This window comes from Paraburkholderia sp. J67, from assembly GCF_905220265.1.
Taxonomy (GTDB): Bacteria; Pseudomonadota; Gammaproteobacteria; order Burkholderiales; family Burkholderiaceae; genus Paraburkholderia.
Window position 1 is genome coordinate 16,787 of record NZ_CAJMZK010000032.1, and the last position, 15,620, is coordinate 32,406.

General features: G+C 66.5%; 15 protein-coding genes. 12 read left to right on the plus strand and 3 right to left on the minus strand.

The window, feature by feature from the left end:
• Window positions 1-19: 19 nt before the first annotated feature.
• From U5782_RS35200 to U5782_RS35235, 8 genes are all read left to right on the plus strand, one after another.
• Window positions 20-1,549, plus strand: coding sequence for a sugar ABC transporter ATP-binding protein (locus U5782_RS35200; protein WP_322048535.1), 1,530 nt, complete (start codon window positions 20-22; stop codon window positions 1,547-1,549).
• Window positions 1,539-2,582, plus strand: a complete 1,044-nt coding sequence (locus tag U5782_RS35205) for an ABC transporter permease (protein ID WP_322048465.1) — start codon at window positions 1,539-1,541, stop codon at window positions 2,580-2,582. The genes U5782_RS35200 and U5782_RS35205 overlap by 11 nt, the downstream gene beginning before the upstream one ends.
• Window positions 2,583-2,598: 16 nt before the next feature.
• The gene (locus U5782_RS35210; RefSeq protein WP_322048466.1) at window positions 2,599-2,934 is read left to right on the plus strand and encodes a UxaA family hydrolase; all 336 of its coding nucleotides are present in this window, start codon (window positions 2,599-2,601) and stop codon (window positions 2,932-2,934) included.
• A gap of 21 nt (window positions 2,935-2,955) precedes the next feature.
• Window positions 2,956-4,263 (plus strand): UxaA family hydrolase, encoded by a 1,308-nt coding sequence (locus U5782_RS35215; protein WP_322048467.1) that lies wholly within the window; start codon window positions 2,956-2,958, stop codon window positions 4,261-4,263.
• 15 nt (window positions 4,264-4,278) lie between these two features.
• Window positions 4,279-5,328, plus strand: coding sequence for an aldo/keto reductase (locus U5782_RS35220; protein WP_322048468.1), 1,050 nt, complete (start codon window positions 4,279-4,281; stop codon window positions 5,326-5,328).
• Entirely contained in the window at window positions 5,325-6,227 is a 903-nt protein-coding gene (locus U5782_RS35225; RefSeq protein ID WP_322048469.1) for an amidohydrolase family protein, read from the plus strand. Before U5782_RS35220 ends, U5782_RS35225 begins: the two co-directional genes overlap by 4 nt.
• Before the next feature lie 157 nt (window positions 6,228-6,384).
• Complete coding sequence (locus tag U5782_RS35230; RefSeq protein WP_322048470.1) at window positions 6,385-7,137, plus strand: SDR family oxidoreductase; 753 nt, start codon at window positions 6,385-6,387, stop codon at window positions 7,135-7,137.
• A 60-nt stretch (window positions 7,138-7,197) separates the two neighbouring features.
• On the plus strand, window positions 7,198-8,046 hold the full coding sequence (locus U5782_RS35235) for an ureidoglycolate lyase (RefSeq protein WP_322048471.1): 849 nt from the start codon (window positions 7,198-7,200) through the stop codon (window positions 8,044-8,046).
• 84 nt (window positions 8,047-8,130) lie between these two features.
• On the opposite strand, the gene U5782_RS35240 is transcribed toward U5782_RS35235, so the two are convergent.
• On the minus strand, window positions 8,131-8,571 hold the full coding sequence (locus U5782_RS35240; protein WP_322048472.1) for a PaaI family thioesterase: 441 nt from the start codon (window positions 8,569-8,571) through the stop codon (window positions 8,131-8,133).
• A gap of 282 nt (window positions 8,572-8,853) precedes the next feature.
• On the opposite strand from U5782_RS35240, the gene U5782_RS35245 reads away from it, so the two are divergent.
• The gene (locus U5782_RS35245; protein ID WP_322048473.1) at window positions 8,854-10,479 is read left to right on the plus strand and encodes a methyl-accepting chemotaxis protein; all 1,626 of its coding nucleotides are present in this window, start codon (window positions 8,854-8,856) and stop codon (window positions 10,477-10,479) included.
• A 78-nt stretch (window positions 10,480-10,557) separates the two neighbouring features.
• On the opposite strand, the gene U5782_RS35250 is transcribed toward U5782_RS35245, so the two are convergent.
• Window positions 10,558-11,640 carry an AGE family epimerase/isomerase gene (locus tag U5782_RS35250; RefSeq protein WP_322048474.1) on the minus strand — a complete coding sequence of 361 codons (1,083 nt, stop codon included), beginning with the start codon at window positions 11,638-11,640 and terminating at the stop codon, window positions 10,558-10,560.
• Window positions 11,641-11,790: 150 nt separating this feature from the next.
• Between U5782_RS35250 and U5782_RS35255 the strand changes: the two genes are divergently transcribed.
• The 3 genes from U5782_RS35255 to U5782_RS35265 all read left to right on the plus strand — a co-directional run bounded on the left by U5782_RS35255 (window position 11,791) and on the right by U5782_RS35265 (window position 14,072).
• The gene (locus tag U5782_RS35255) at window positions 11,791-12,477 is read left to right on the plus strand and encodes an MgtC/SapB family protein (protein WP_322048475.1); all 687 of its coding nucleotides are present in this window, start codon (window positions 11,791-11,793) and stop codon (window positions 12,475-12,477) included.
• Between the two features lie 194 nt (window positions 12,478-12,671).
• A complete protein-coding gene (locus tag U5782_RS35260) occupies window positions 12,672-13,715 on the plus strand; it encodes a hypothetical protein (RefSeq protein WP_322048476.1) in 1,044 nt (347 codons plus the stop codon).
• A gap of 201 nt (window positions 13,716-13,916) precedes the next feature.
• Window positions 13,917-14,072, plus strand: a complete 156-nt coding sequence (locus U5782_RS35265; protein WP_322048477.1) for a hypothetical protein — start codon at window positions 13,917-13,919, stop codon at window positions 14,070-14,072.
• A gap of 176 nt (window positions 14,073-14,248) precedes the next feature.
• Here U5782_RS35265 and U5782_RS35270 read toward each other — a convergent pair whose 3' ends face one another.
• Entirely contained in the window at window positions 14,249-15,544 is a 1,296-nt protein-coding gene (locus U5782_RS35270) for a glycosyltransferase WbuB (protein WP_322048478.1), read from the minus strand.
• Window positions 15,545-15,620: the final 76 nt, after the last annotated feature.

Consider the following 15,620-nt stretch of genomic DNA (forward strand, 5'->3'; position numbering starts at 1 on the left):
CGATGGCGCGCCGCTCGCGATGTCGCGCGAGCGCGCCGCGATGGCCTTGCCGCCCGTGGTCGAGGCGAGCGGCGTGACCAAGCGCTTCGGCTCCACGGCGGCGCTCGCGAACGTGAGCCTGCGCGTGATGGCGGGCGAATCGCATGCGCTCGTGGGGCGCAACGGCGCGGGCAAGTCGACGCTCGTGTCGATCCTCACGGGCCTGCGCAAGCCCGACGACGGCGCGGTGCGCTTCAACGGCGAGGCCGCGCCGCCCATCGCCGATCGCGATGCATGGCGCGAGCGCGTCGCCTGCGTCTATCAGCACTCGACGATCATTCGCGATATCACGGTCGCCGAAAATCTCTTCATCAATCGCCAGCCCACGAAGCGTGGTGTGATCGACTGGACGACCATGCGTCGCGACGCACGCGCATTGCTCGATCATTGGCGCATCGACGTGCGCGAGGATGCGCGAGCGGGCGATCTCACGGTGGAGGCTCGGCAACTCGTGGAGATCGCGCGTGCGCTGTCCTATGGCGCGCGCTTCATCATCCTCGACGAACCCACGGCGCAGCTCGACGGCGAGGAGATCAAACGGCTCTTTCGCCGCATCGATGAATTGCAGCGCGAGGGCGTGACCTTCCTCTTCATCTCGCACCATCTGCAGGAGGTGTACGAGATTTGCCAGGCGGTGACGGTGCTGCGCGACGCGCGCCATATCGTCAGCGCGCCCGTGGCCGAATTGCCGCGCGAGCGTCTGATCGAGGCGATGACAGGCGAGCGCGGCGGTCTCAATGTCGCCGATGCGGCGGCGCGAGCGGCCTTGCCTGCCGACGCGCGCATTGCGCTCGACGTGCGCGGCATCAGCGGCGCCGATTACCGTGACGTCTCGTTGCAGGTGCGGCGCGGCGAAGTGGTCGGTCTCACGGGCGCGACCAGCAGCGGGCGCACCAGCGTAGGCGAGGCCGTCGCGGGCCTCACGGCGCAGCAGGCGGGCGAGATTCGCGTGAACGGCGCGACGCTGAAACCCGGCGATGTGCCCGACGCGCTCGCGCATGGCGTGGGCTGCGTGCCGAAGGATCGCCATCACGAAGGCCTGGTGCTCACGCAGTCAGTGGCTGAAAACGCGTCGATGACGATCGCCGGTTTGCTCGGGCGTCTAGGCTTTGCGCCACCCGCGAAAAAGCAGCTTGTCGGCAGACGCATGATCGAGGCCCTCGGCATTGTCGCTCAGGGCCCGGACCATGTGGTCTCGGGGCTCTCGGGCGGCAATCAGCAAAAGGTGGTGATGGCGCGCGCACTCGCGAGCGATCCGGAACTGCTGGTGCTGATCGATCCCACGGCGGGCGTGGACGTGAAATCGAAGGAGGCGCTGCTCTCGGTCGTGGACCGCGTGCGCGACGAAGGCAACGCCGTGCTCGTGGTGTCGAGCGAACTCGACGATCTGCGCACCTGCGACCGCGTGCTCGTGATGTTTCGCGGCAGCGTGGTGGCGGAGTTCGCGGCGGGCTGGCAGGACCATGAACTGATTGCATCGGTTGAGGGAGTCGATCTCCATGAAGCCTAGCGTTTCCACTCCGGCGTTCGCTGCAGCGCAACCCGACGCCGCTCAGCTGGCAGGCCGTCGCGCGAGGCCTCGCATCGAATTCGCGCGCTTGCGCGATCTCGCCTTGTTCCCGGCGCTGCTGTTGCTGATCGTGATCGGCGGCTTCGTGAGCCCGAGCTTTCTCACGAAGGCGAATCTCATCAGCGTGCTGGGCGCATCGGCGGCGCTGGCGCTCGTGGTGCTCGCCGAATCGCTGATCGTGCTGACCGGCAAGTTCGATCTCTCGCTCGAATCGACCGTGGGCATCGCGCCCGCCGTGGGCGCGATGCTGGTGATGCCGGTGGCTTCGGCGGGTTTTGGCACGCAATGGCCCGCGTTTGCAGGGCTGCTGGCGATCCTGGTGGTGGGCGCGCTGATCGGCTTCGTCAACGGCTTTCTGGTCGTGCGGCTGCGCCTGAATGCCTTCATCGTCACGCTGGCGATGCTGATCGTGCTGCGCGGCATGCTGGTGGGCGCGACCAAAGGCGGCACGCTGTTCGACATGCCCTCGTCGTTCTTCGCGCTGGCCACGACCATCGTGCTCGGGCTGCCGCTGTCGGTGTGGCTGGCTGCCGCCGCGTTCGCATTCGCCGCGTTCATGCTGCGCTATCACCGCATCGGCCGCGCGCTCTATGCGATCGGCGGCAATCCCGACGCGGCGCGCGCGGCCGGCATTCGCGTTGAGCGCATCACATGGGGTGTGTTCGTGCTCGGCAGCATTCTCGCGGCGCTGGGCGGCCTGATCGTGACGGGCTATGTGGGCGCGATCAACGCGAACCAGGGCAACGGCATGATCTTCACGGTGTTCGCGGCGGCCGTGATCGGCGGCATCTCGCTCGACGGCGGCAAGGGCACGATGTTCGGCGCGCTGCTGGGCGTGCTGCTGCTTGGCGTGGTGCAAAACCTGCTCACGCTCGCCCAGGTGCCGTCGTTCTGGGTCCAGGCGATCTACGGCGCGATCATCCTCGGCTCGCTGATGGTGGCGCGGCTCGCGGGCGGCGAAGCGCAGAACTGAACGGCGGAGGCCAGTCTTGAACGATCGCGTCAGCAAAACCGTCACCGATGCGCGCCTCATCCTGCTCGCACCCGACGACAACTGCCTGATCGCCGCGGCGCGGCTAGAGGCGGGCGAAATTGTGGCGATCGAGGGCGAACGCGTGACGCTCGCGAGAACCATCGAGCTGGGCCACAAGGTCGCGCGGCGCGCGCTCGCGAAAGACGAGAAGGTGTTGCGCTACGGCGCGCGCATCGGCCATGTGACGATGGACGTCGCGCGCGGCGAGCATCTGCACACGCACAACCTTGAAAGCGATTATTTGCCGACCTATACGCACGACGCGGGCCACGAGTTCATCTCGCACGGCTAGACCGCACGCAGGAATCACGTCATGAGCGAAACCTCAATCAATCCGCCGGAAGACTCCACGCCGATGCTCGAAGGCTGGCTGCGCAGCGATGGCCGCAAGGGCATCCGCAACGTGGTGGCCGTGGCCTACCTGGTCGAGTGCGCGCATCACGTGGCGCGCGAAATCGTCGCGCAGTTTCGCGAACCCTTCGATGCATTCGACGATCCCGCCACGCCGCACGAAGCGCCCGTGCATCTGATCGGCTTTCCGGGCTGTTATCCGAACGCCTACGCGGAAAAGATGATGACGCGCCTCGCCACGCATCCCAACGTGGGCGCGGTGCTGTTCGTCTCGCTGGGCTGCGAGAGCATGAACAAACACTTCCTCGTGGAGCAGGTGCGCGCGAGCGGCCGCCCCGTAGAAGTCCTGACGATCCAGGAAAAGGGCGGCACGCGCAGCACGATTCAGTACGGCATGGACTGGGTGCGCGAGGCGCGCGCGCAGCTTGCGCAGCAGAAAAAAGTGCCGATGCGGCTGGACGAACTCGTGGTCGGCACGATCTGCGGCGGCTCGGACGGTACGAGCGGCATCACGGCGAATCCGGCGGTGGGGCGCGCGTTCGATCGCCTGATCGAAGCGGGCGCGGCGTGCGTGTTCGAAGAAACGGGCGAACTGGTGGGCTGCGAATATCACATGAAAAGCCGTGCCGCGCGGCCCGAACTGGGCGATGAGATCGTCGCGTGCGTGGAGAAGGCCGCGCGCTATTACTCGATCCTTGGGCACGGATCGTTCGCGGTCGGCAATGCGGATGGCGGTCTCACCACGCAGGAAGAAAAGTCGCTGGGCGCGTATGCGAAAAGCGGCGCGTCGCCGATCGTCGGCATCGTCAAGCCGGGCGATGTGCCGCCCACGGGCGGGCTGTATCTGCTCGACGTCGTGCCGGATGGCGAACCACGATTCGGATTCCCGAATATTAGCGACAACGCTGAAATCGTCGAGCTGATCGCGTGCGGCGCGCATGTGATTCTCTTCACGACGGGGCGCGGCTCCGTGGTGGGATCGGCGTTGTCGCCCGTCGTGAAGGTCTGCGCGAATCCGCTCACGTACCGCAATCTTGCCGGCGATATGGATGTGGACGCGGGGCGTATCCTCGAAGGCCGCGCCACGCTCGATGAGGTAGGCCGCGAAGTGTTCGACGTCACGCTTGATGTGGCGCGCGGCGCGCGCTCGAAATCGGAGGCGCTCGGGCATCAGGAATTCATCCTCACCTACAAGACCTTCGAGCCGGTTGGCCCCGCGTGTCTGCCGGCGAGCGCGCGCGTGGCGGTGCCGGTGGTCGCCTCGCATTGAATGGAGATATCGCGCATGGCGCAGCCGCACGTTCAGCAAGTGACCCAGCGCCGACGCATCGGGCGCACGGCGCTCCAGGTGAGCGCATTGAGTCTGGGCACCGCGCCGCTCGGCGGCCTTTATCGCGATCTGACCGACGACGAAGCGCAAGCCACCGTCGATGCTGCGTGGGATACAGGCGTGCGCTTTTTCGATACCGCACCGCACTACGGTCATACGAAAGCAGAGCATCGGCTGGGCGCCGCGCTGCGTCGTTATCCGCGCGATGAATACGTGTTGTCCACCAAGGTGGGCCGCCGATTCGTGCCACGCACGCACGCCTACGACGGCAGCGAGGGCTGGCAAAACCCGCTGCCGTTCGAAGCGATCTACGACTACACACGCGACGGTATCTTGCGTTCGTACGAGGATAGCCAGCAGCGCCTGGGACTCGTCGATATCGATATCCTGCTGGTGCACGACATCGGGCGGCTGACGCACGGCGAGCGCAACGCGTACTACTGGCGGCAATTGACCGAAGGCGGCGGCTTTCGCGCGCTCGACGAATTGCGCGCGGCCGGTGCGGTGAAGGCGATCGGCTTTGGCGTGAACGAGCGCGAGGTGATACTCGACGCGATGCGCGAATTCGACCTCGATTGCGCGTTGCTCGCGGGCCGCTACACGCTGCTCGAACAAGCGCCGCTCGACGATCTGTTGCCCGCATGCGCCGAACGCGGCGTGAGCATCCTGCTGGGCGGCGCGTTCAATTCGGGCATTCTCGCGCGCGGTCTTGAAGGCGATCGCAAATTCAATTACGGCGACGCGCCGCCAGACGTCGTGGTGCGCGTGGCGAAACTCGATGCCGTGTGCGCACGCTTTGACGTGCCGCTCGCGGCGGCGGCGCTGCAATTTCCCTACGCGCATTCCGCCGTGGCGACCGTGCTTACCGGCGCGCGCAGCGCAGCGGAATTGCGCCAGAACGCCGCCTCGTTCGAAACGGCGCTGCCGGGCGAATTCTGGTTGGCCTTGCGCAACGAAGGCCTGATCGACGCGCGTGCGCCGCTGCCCGCAAGCGTGGCGCGATGACGCAAGACTTCTCATACGAACAGATCGACGCGCATCAGCACTACTGGGACCCCGCGCGCGGCGATTACGGCTGGCTCACGCCTGCGCTTTCCACGCTCTATCGGCGCTTCGCTCCGGACGATCTCGCACCGCTGCGGGCGCAGTGCGGCGTGGCGCGCACGGTGTTGGTCCAGGCCGCACCAACCGTCGAAGAGACGCGCTATCTGCTCGATCTCGCGCGCCATGACGATTCGATTGCGGGTGTCGTGGGCTGGGTGCCGCTCGACGATCCGCACGCGCCGGATCTCATCGCCGAGCTTGCCAGTGAGCCGAAGTTGCGCGCCGTGCGCCCGATGCTGCAAGACCTGCCGGACGATCGATGGATCGCCACGGCCAATATCGCGCGCGGCGTGGAAGCGCTGATCGCACACGATCTCGCGTTCGACGCGCTGATCTTCGCGCGTCACGCCGAAGCGCTCGAAACCTTTCTCATGAGATATCCCGCGTTACGCGTGGTAATCGACCATGGCGCGAAGCCGCCGATCCGCGATGGCGCTGAAGGCTCACCCGGCTTCGCAGCATGGTCGCGCGCCATCACGCTTCTCGCGCGCTTTCCGCAGGTGCACTGCAAGGTCTCTGGCCTCGCGACCGAAGCGGCACCGGGCTGGAGCGACGACACCATACGCCCGTTCATCGCGCATCTGCTCGCGAGCTTTGGCGCGCAACGGCTGATGTGGGGCAGCGACTGGCCCGTTCTGAACCTTAACGGCGACTACGCGCGCTGGCACGCGTGCGCGCAACGCCTGCTCGCGCATCTCGACGTGCGTGAGCGTGCGGCGATCTTCGGCGGCAACGCGGCCGCGTTTTATCGGCTGAATATCGATCCAGCCGCGAATCCAGCCGCGAATCCAGCCGGTTAGACAAGCCGGGCGAAAGCGCCATGCCGCTGAGCCGCTCGCCATAATGCCCTTTTGCGGACGCGAGCCGACGCGCGCATCATCGAGGCTTCATCACCGAACACGGCATCAAACACAGCATCAAGCACGGCATCAATCACCGTATCGATGGGAGTGGCAGATGGAACAAAGGGGACAAAGACTGGCCGGCAAGACCGCCTTGATCACCGCGGCGGGCCAGGGCATCGGCTACGCGGCCGCCGAACTGTTCGCGCGCGAGGGCGCGCGCGTGATTGCGACGGATGTGCGCATCGACGCGCTCGCGAAGCTGCCGGTCGAGGCGCGCACGCTCGATGTGCGCGATAGCGCGTCCATCGCATCGTTCGCGCAGGAGCTGGGCGCCATCGACGTGCTGTTCAACTGCGCGGGTTTCGTGCACGCAGGCTCGATCCTCGAAGCGAGCGAAGAGGACTGGGACTTCGCGTTCGATCTCAACGCCAAGGCCATGTACCGCACCATCCGCGCCTTCCTGCCCGCGATGCTGGAGGCGGGCGGCGGCTCGATCATCAATATGTCGTCGGCGGCGTCGAGCGTGAAGGGCGTGCCCAACCGCTTCGTCTACGGCGCGTCGAAAGCGGCTGTGATAGGGTTGACCAAGGCCGTGGCCGCCGATTTCGTGACGCGCGGCATCCGCTGCAACGCGATCTGTCCGGGCACCGTGTCCTCGCCCTCGCTGGAGCAGCGCATCGCCGCGCAGGCTGCTGCGCAGGGCACGAGCGTGGACGCGGCGCGCGCCGCCTTCGTCGCGCGCCAGCCGATGGGACGCGTGGGCAAGCCCGATGAAATCGCGGCGCTCGCGCTCTATCTTGCGTCGGACGAATCGGCCTTCACGACCGGGCAGGCGCATGTGATCGACGGCGGCTGGTCTAACTAATTCGCCGCGTCGTCCTGGAAACACACAAAAGACACTGTAGAGAGACAAGGAAGATAGACGATGAAACTGCTTCGCTATGGCCCGAAGGGTCACGAAAAGCCGGGCCTCGTGGATGCCGAAGGCCGCATTCGCGCGCTCTCGGGCGCTGTCGCCGATATCGCGGGCGACGTGCTCTCCGACGCGGGCCTCGCGCAATTGCGCACGATCGACCCGGAAAGCCTGCCGCTCGTCGAAGGCAATCCGCGTCTGGGCCCTTGCGTGGGCCATATCGGCAAGATGGTGTGTATCGGCCTGAACTATGCCGATCACGCCGCCGAGTCGAACATGCCGGTGCCCGCCGAGCCGGTCGTCTTCAACAAGTGGACCAGCGCGATCTGCGGCCCGGACGACGACATCGAGATTCCGCGCGGCTCGACCAAGATCGACTGGGAAGTGGAACTGGGCGTGGTGATCGGCAAATACACGAAGAACGTGAGCGAGGCCGAGGCGCTCGACCACGTGGCGGGCTATTGCGTCGTGAACGATGTGTCCGAGCGCGAATGGCAGCTCGAACGCGGCGGCCAGTGGGACAAGGGCAAGGGCTTCGATACCTTCGGCCCGACCGGCCCGTGGCTCGTCACGCGCGACGAAGTGCCTGATCCGCAGAATCTTTCGCTGTGGCTCGAAGTGGATGGTCATCGCTACCAGAACGGCAACACGCGCACGATGATCTTCACGGTCGCCAAGCTCGTGTCCTACCTGTCGCAGTGCATGAGCCTGCAACCGGGCGACGTGATCTCCACCGGCACGCCGCCGGGCGTGGGCATGGGCGTCAAGCCCACGCCGGTGTTCCTCAAGGCGGGTCAGACGGTGCGCGTGGGTATCGAAGGGCTCGGCGTGCAGACGCAGAAGGCGCGCGCCGCCGAATAAGCGCGTTGTTGCTACGCTCGCAAGCAAACGGCCGCGGATGACGCGGCCGTTTGCGTTTCTACGACGGGCCGCGCAAGCGCGGCTTTATGCCGGCGTGTGCACCGTCTCGCCGTTCGAGTCGACCATGCGGCTGACCGTGCCCTGCGCGAGCGCCACCAGCCGCTCGCCGCCGTCCTCCATCACGTACACGCTGCACTGGCAGGTGGCCTGCTGACGCCCGGCGTGCACCACGCGCGCCCGCGCCATCAGCGTGCCGGAGAGGGCCGGCCTGAGGTAATTGATCTTGTATTCGCCCGTCACGACGCGCGGCCCGAGCGCAAGCGCCCCCGCGAAGGTCAGCGCATTGTCGGCGAGATAGGAGATCACTCCGCCGTGGACGAAGCCATGCTGCTGCTTGAGTTCGTCGCGTACAGGAAGGCGTAGCGTCAGCTCGTCGGGGCCGATGTGCATCAACTCGGTGCCCAGCAGCATGCTGAACGGCTGCGCGTGTAGCGCGCCGCGCGCGCGGTCCACCAGATCGGTCATGGTCGGATTCCCTGGGACTGCGCCCGCGTGATTTCCTAACCACTCTAGGTAGCGTCTTGCGGCGGCGCAAGGTGAATCGAGAAAAGCCTGCTTTCAATATTGTTGCGAAAAACGGCAAGAATCGCACAGGCATCGTTTCCAAAACGATCTGTCGCCGTTTTGATGCGGAAATTTCACGATTTTGGCCTCAATACAACGTTTGCCCATGCCGTAAACGCAGTGCAGGCGCGCGCGACCACATGCGTGTGCCGAACCTACTCACTGCCATCCCAGGTGTTCAAGATGTTCAGCAAGATCAAGGTCGCATCCGGCCTTTTGTGCGTTCTAGTCGCATTCTGCGTGCTCCAGCTCGTGACCGAGGGTCTGGGCTTCTGGGCGCTCACCCGCACGCATGACGACGTCAAGGATCTCTCCAAGGTGGCGCTGCGCCAGGCGAGCGCCGCTAACGAAACCACCCAGCATTTGATGGACGCGCGAATCAACCTGTCGCGCGCGGGCACCCGCCTGATTCGCGGCGGCGGTGCGGCGCCGACCGACATCATCGGCCACGCGCAGGAGCAACTGAGCGCGGCCGATCAATCGTATGCGGCGCTCACGGCCGTCGAGCCCACCGACGACGACGACCGCGCGCGCGTAGCCGCGCTCGGCCAGCGCTATCAGGTCTACCACAAGGCGCTCGCCGAACTCGTGGACGACCTCAACGCGAACAACATCCAGGCGTTCCTCGACCAGCCGACGCAGTCGTATCAGGACGCCTACCTCAACGAACTGCACGAATTCGCGCGCTTCAGCGCCGCGGCCAGCCGCGCTTCGCTCGATTCGATCGATTCGCGCCTCGCCGTGTTCCAGAGCGTGGGCATCGTGATCCTGCTCGGTCTGATCGCGCTGGCCACCAGCGTGCACTTCGGGCTGCGCAAAGGCGTGGTCGCTCCGCTCGAAGAGGCGGGCCGTCACTTCGAGCGCATCTCCCGTGGGCGTCTGGACGAAACCGTGGCCGCGCGCGGCGACAACGAGATCGGCCGGCTGTTCCGCGGCATCGCGATGATGCAGGCGAGCCTCGCGCGCACGGTGCATACGGTGCGCGAGACGGCGGGCTCGATCCATGTGGGCGCGGATGAGATCGCCACCGGCAACGCCGATCTGTCGGCGCGCACGGAATCGCAGGCGGCCTCGCTCGAAGAGACGGCAGCCAGCATGGAAGAGCTGACCGGCACGGTGCGCAACACCGCCGAGAACGCGCGCGAAGCCAACGCCCTGGCCGAAGCCGCCCTGGACGCGACGTCGCGCGGCGGCGCCGTGGTGGGCGAGGTGGTCGAGCGCATGCACGGCATTGCGAAAAGCTCGGACAAGATCGCCGAGATCATCGGCGTGATCGATGGCATCGCCTTCCAGACCAATATTCTGGCGCTCAACGCGGCCGTGGAAGCGGCGCGCGCGGGCGAGCAGGGCCGCGGCTTCGCCGTGGTGGCGGGCGAGGTGCGCGGGCTCGCGCAGCGCAGCGCGCAGTCGGCCAAGGAGATCAAGACGCTGATTAGCGAGTCGGTGGCGCAGATTCGTGGTGGCTCGGAACTGGTCGAGCGCGCGGGCGAATCGATGCGCGAAGTGTCGACCTCGATCTCGCGCGCCACGCAGATGATGGCGGGCATCAGCGCTTCGTCGCTCGAACAGAGCGCGGGCATCGATCAGGTGAATACGGCCGTCTCGCAGATGGACCAGATGACGCAGCAAAACGCGGCGCTGGTCGAGGAAGCGGCGGCGGCCGCGGCATCGCTGCATCAGCAGACGCGCCTGCTCGCCGACGCGGTGGCGGCGTTCGAGATTTCGCCGGCGGTGCTGGCGGAAGGGCGCAATCTTGCGGCGATGGCCGCCATGCGAGTGGAGCCGGACGGCGCCTTCGCGGCGGTCTGATTCCGTTAGAGAGAAGTCACTTCAGGGTGATGCAAGGGCGGCCATGTGCCGCCCTTTGTCTTGTCTGGCCGCCGTGCTTTACAGCGCGCCATACGCCGTGAGCAGGTGATACGGCGTGGTCGACGGCATATCTGCGCGGGCGATCTCGCCGCTTGCGTCGCGGCACTCCACCCAGCCTTGCGGCGTGAGAAAGCGCCTGGCGAATTTTTCGATCTGATCGTCCAAGGTTGCACGCACAACGGTATCGCCGTGCGTCGCGATCGCACGCAGATACTCCGTCTGCGCCCAGATGCGCTGCGTGGCGTCCGTCACGCGGCCCTGTTCGTCGGTGGCCGCCGCCACCGCGCCCGTGACCGGGTCCACGCCGTGCTTCACCGCAAAGGTGAACGCGCGCGCCAGCGCCTCGTGCAGGCCCGATGAACCCAGCCGCTGCTCGCCCGCCTGGGCCGCAAGCCAGAACCATTCGAACTGATGCCCCGGCTCCAGCCGGTTGCCGGCCGTGCCGAGCGGCAATTCGGCGATGCAGCCCGTGGGCGTGTGCAGGAAGCCGCGCGCGAGCGCTTCGCAAAGTTGCGTGATGGCCGTGTCGAAGGCCGTGTCGCCGGTGGCGTCGCGGGCCACGAGCCAGGCCTCGGTCAGATGCATCAGCGGGTTCTGCAACGGGCCGCTGGTGACGGTCGCGAACGGTGCGTCGAGCGCAGCGTGCAGCAGGCCATCGTGCGCCTTGAAGCGGTCGAGGATCAGTGCGGAGGTCTCGCGCGCCGTATCGAGCGCTTCGCTCACGCCAAAACGTTGACCATAGGCCGAACACGCAAACACCACGAACGCGTGCGTGTAGAGGTCTTTGGTCGTGTCGAGCGGCGCGCCTTGCGGATCGACGCTATAGAACCATCCGCCGTGCGTGCGGTCCTGAAAGGTATGGCGCAGCGATTCGAACAGCGAATGCGCGTGCGCGGCGTCACCGGCCTGAGAGAACACGAAGAGCTGGCGGGCGCAGGCCATCGCGCGATAGCGCACGTCGGGCAAGGGCGCCACGCCCGTGGGGGCGAGCGCCTCGTGCGGCAGGCGCAGCGCGGCATTGAAGCCGGGGCCGCGCCACAGCGGCAGGATGGTCCGGACGTAGTGTTCGCGCAGGCTGGCTGCGCCGGTGAATGCGTTCATGAAGGACGTATGCGCCGCCGGAGGCGGCACGGAGCGGAAACGGTTCGGCGATTGTACGCTTGGCCGCAACCCGTCTCGAATCGTCGTCTTACTAAACCTATCAACATCGAGCTATCCCGCACCCACCCAACGATAAGGAGAACGGCAACCATGCTGAACAACTGGGAACTCATCTCGCGGCTCGTCATTGCCGCCGCGCTGGGCAGCGTCATCGGCTTCGAGCGCGAACGGCTCTCGTGGGCGGCGGGACTGCGCACGCACATGCTCGTGTGCGTGGGTTCGGCGCTCATCATGATCGTGTCGGCCTTCGGGTTCGCCGATGTGCTCGGCGGCGAGCACGTCGTGCTCGACCCTTCGCGGATGGCCGCCCAGGTGGTCTCGGGCATCGGCTTCCTGGGCGCGGGCTCGATCCTGCTGCGCGGCGAGATCGTGCGCGGCCTGACCACGGCGGCAAGCCTCTGGTCGGTGGCGGCCATCGGCCTTGCGGTGGGCGGTGGGCTCTATACGGCGTCGATCGCGGCGACCGTCATCATCCTGATCATCCTCGCGGGCATCAAGCCGCTCGAGCGGCGTTTCATCACGTTCCGACAACGCCGGCAGCTCTCGCTGCTGGTCACGCGTGGTGCGCTCACGTTCCATTCGCTGCACGACGCGCTCGGCGTCTCCAGTCCGCGCGTGAAGCAGTTCGTGATGCAGCAGAGCGACGATTCGCCCGAACTCGACGAAGTGATGATCGTGCTGAGCCGCGTCTCGTCGATGGAGTACGAGTCGATCTGCAAGGTGCTGCGGGGGCTGGACGCGGTCAAGGAGTTTCGCGAGGACGGCCCGCGAAACTGATGCGCCGATGCGTCACGGATACTTCATATTTTTAGGGACGCACACCGGCAACGTTTGCGGCTAAGATGCCTGTCCAGAGGCGCACGGCCCACGGACGGACGCGCGCCCGAGAAGCGACCGCGGCTGTCGGGCTACGGCCAGGCGAGACCGCCGCGCGACGCGAGTTCATCCGAAGCGAGCCTCATCGTTGACCCATGGCCGATCACGCAGACTACGCAGACAACGCAGAGAATGAATCGTCGAGTGCTGAGCGCAGCGCGCGCGGCACACCTTCCCGACGGCGCACAGCGGCGCCATCCGCCGAAACCGACGCCGCGCAGCCGGGCGCCCAGCCCGCCGACGCCACCCTCGATCTATTTGGAGACGGTCCCGCGCCGGAATTCATCGGCACCACGCAGCCGATGAGCGCGAAGGTGAGCCGGGCGATGGCTTCGCCCGCCGCACGGCGCGCGGCGCGGCAGAAGACGCCGCCGCTGTCGCCGGAACAGGCGGGAGACCCCGTCGAGCCTTTCTTCCACGCCGATGCCGCCCGAGACGACGCTGAGGCTGAGGTTGCCAACGCGGCGCCCCTTGCCGGGGAGCCGGCCAAGGCCAGTGCCGCACCCGTCGAGCCGGAAGGGGGTGCGGCGTCGACTGCCGCCACGGAACCGTCCGAATCCGCACCAGCGCCCCAAAGCGGTTTTTCCTACGCGCCCACCAGCGCGAGCGGTAGCCACGCGCATTTGACGTCGATCGTCCATGCTTCGGATTTTGAGGCGGCGGTTCACGGCCCGGTGCATGACCACGCGGGCGAGGCCTCCTCGTCGGCACTCGGCGCCCCCGCGCTGGCGGTGCAGGCGCGCAGAACGAAATGGATGCTGACGGCGGCCGTGGCCGCGCTTGTGGTGACGACGGGTATTGCGATTATCGAAACCGTGATGCTCGCCAACTTTTCCGCTGACGCCCAGGCCCAGCAGCAACGCATCGAAGTGCTGATGCAGAACCAGCAGGCCGCCCTCGACAAGCTGACCGCACGTCTGGATGCGCCTCCCGTCGCGCCGGTTCAGTCGGCCGCACCCGTGGCGGTCGAACCGGCTGCGCCGGTTGCTTCACGCGCGCAATCCGCGTCGGCCGCCGCACGCCACGCCGCGCGCGCCGCGAAGGCCAAGTCCACGGAAAAGAATGCCGAGAAGGCCGCCTCGCATGCGTCCGCCAAGGCGCATGCGCAGCAGAATACGCGCCAGATCGCCAAAAACTGAGCGCCGTCTCCCTCCGCTTTCGACCCCCAAAAATCAGGCCGTCCCTATGTTGCCGTGACGCAACATGGGACGGCCTGCGCGCGAGCTGCGACGTCGCGCCGCGGATTTTTTGTTGCACTGCACTGGCGTCGCCCTAGGGAAAACCCTATAATCCTTCTTGTCCTAGGGAAAACCCTGAAACCTGTCCAACCGGGAGTCGCCATGAGCTTTATCCTCGCACTGATCCAGAAGGTGAGCGATCTCTTCACGTCGCCTTACCTGCCGATGGATGCCGATTATTCGTACGCTGCGCGTAGCCGCGAAGCCGACCGCATCCGCCGCTCGCACTACATGCCTTTCGGCCTGCCGCGCGACTAAGCTGCCCACCGCTGACCAGGATCTGACCGCAATCGGAGCGGGACGAACCGGCGCCTGATGCGCCGTTCGGGCACACGCCGCCCATCTGCTGGTTGATCCAACGAAGCGAACAAAGCCGGTTCTTGTCCAAGAGCCGGCTTTGTTGCGTCTGGAGCACCAAAAGCATCAAGCAATGCTTAGCCCTGGCGCTCCGCGTCACGGACCACCTCCAGCGCGGGCGTCTTCGCGCTGTCGACCACCGGGCTCTTGCGCGCGGCCCGCACTGCACGCAAGTGCGCCTCGAAATCTTCCAGCACCGCATCGCGCGAGAGCGACGCCACTGCAAACGCGCGGCCGGCATCGCCATACTGCGCCCGTCGCGCGGGATCGGCGGCCAGCGCGCGGATCGCCTGGGCGAGGCTGCGGGCGTCGCCGGGCGGCACGACCATGCCGCGCGGCGCAACCGTGTCGTGTAGTTCGGTGCCGGGGCTTGCCATCGCGATGACCGCGCGCCCGCTCGCGAACATGCCGGTGAGCTTGGATGGCATCACGAGATCGGCGGCATCGGCGCGCTGCGGCAGCACGTGGATATCCGCGAGATTGAGCAGTTCGTTCAACTCTTCGGCGGGCCGCAGGTCGATCACGCGGCAATTCGGCAACGTGCCGCAGGCTGCCTCGATAGCCGCGCGCGCCGGGCCGCTACCGCAGAACACGAAGGCGAGCCCGGTTTCATCCTTGAGCGCGAGCGTCGCGTCGCTCAGCACGTCGAGACCCTGCTTGAGGCCCATGTTGCCCGAATAGAGCACGACCACGGCATCGGGCGCGATGCCGAGCGTCGCTTTCAGGTGGCTCACGCGTGCGAGCGGGAATACCGCGTCGGTGCTGGCCCAGTTGGGAAAGCGCACGAGTTGCGCGGCGCGCACGCCCTTGTCGGCGGCGCGTTCGAGCATCTTGCCGGAGATCGTCGAGACGCTGTCGAAGCGCTTGAGCAGCCTGCGTTCGATGGCGAGCGCCGTACGCTTGAGCCACGAGCCGCGCAGGATGTCGAGCTTGAATGCCGCATCCACTTCGAAGTCCTGAATATGCAGCCACGCATGCGCGCCGCACAGCCGCGCCGCGAGCCAGCCCGTGGGCGCGTTGAGCAGGCTTGGCGCCACGCAGAACACCACATCGGGACGCCAGAGCGCAAAGCGCAGCATGAGCGGCAGGCTGGCCAGCGCGAAGCTCGCGAGATGCACGAGGCGGCCTTTGCCGCGCGGCTTTGACGGCACCCAGAGCGGCGCGCGCGACACCTGCGCGCCATCGCGCCACTCGTGCGTATAGCGATTCGCCGCATAGGGCTCGGCGACTCGCCACTCCGGGTAGTAAGGCGGCGCCGTCACCACGCGCACTTCATGGCCGCGCGCGGCGAGCCATGCCGCCATTTCGCCGGTGTATTTGCCGATCCCGGTCATTTCCGGTGCGTAGTTGATGCCGTAGATCAGGATCTTCACAGGGCCTCCGTTCGTGCCGCAGCATTGCGCGAGTGAGGCCGATTATGGGGCGGCAAAATGCCGGACGACCCGCCAC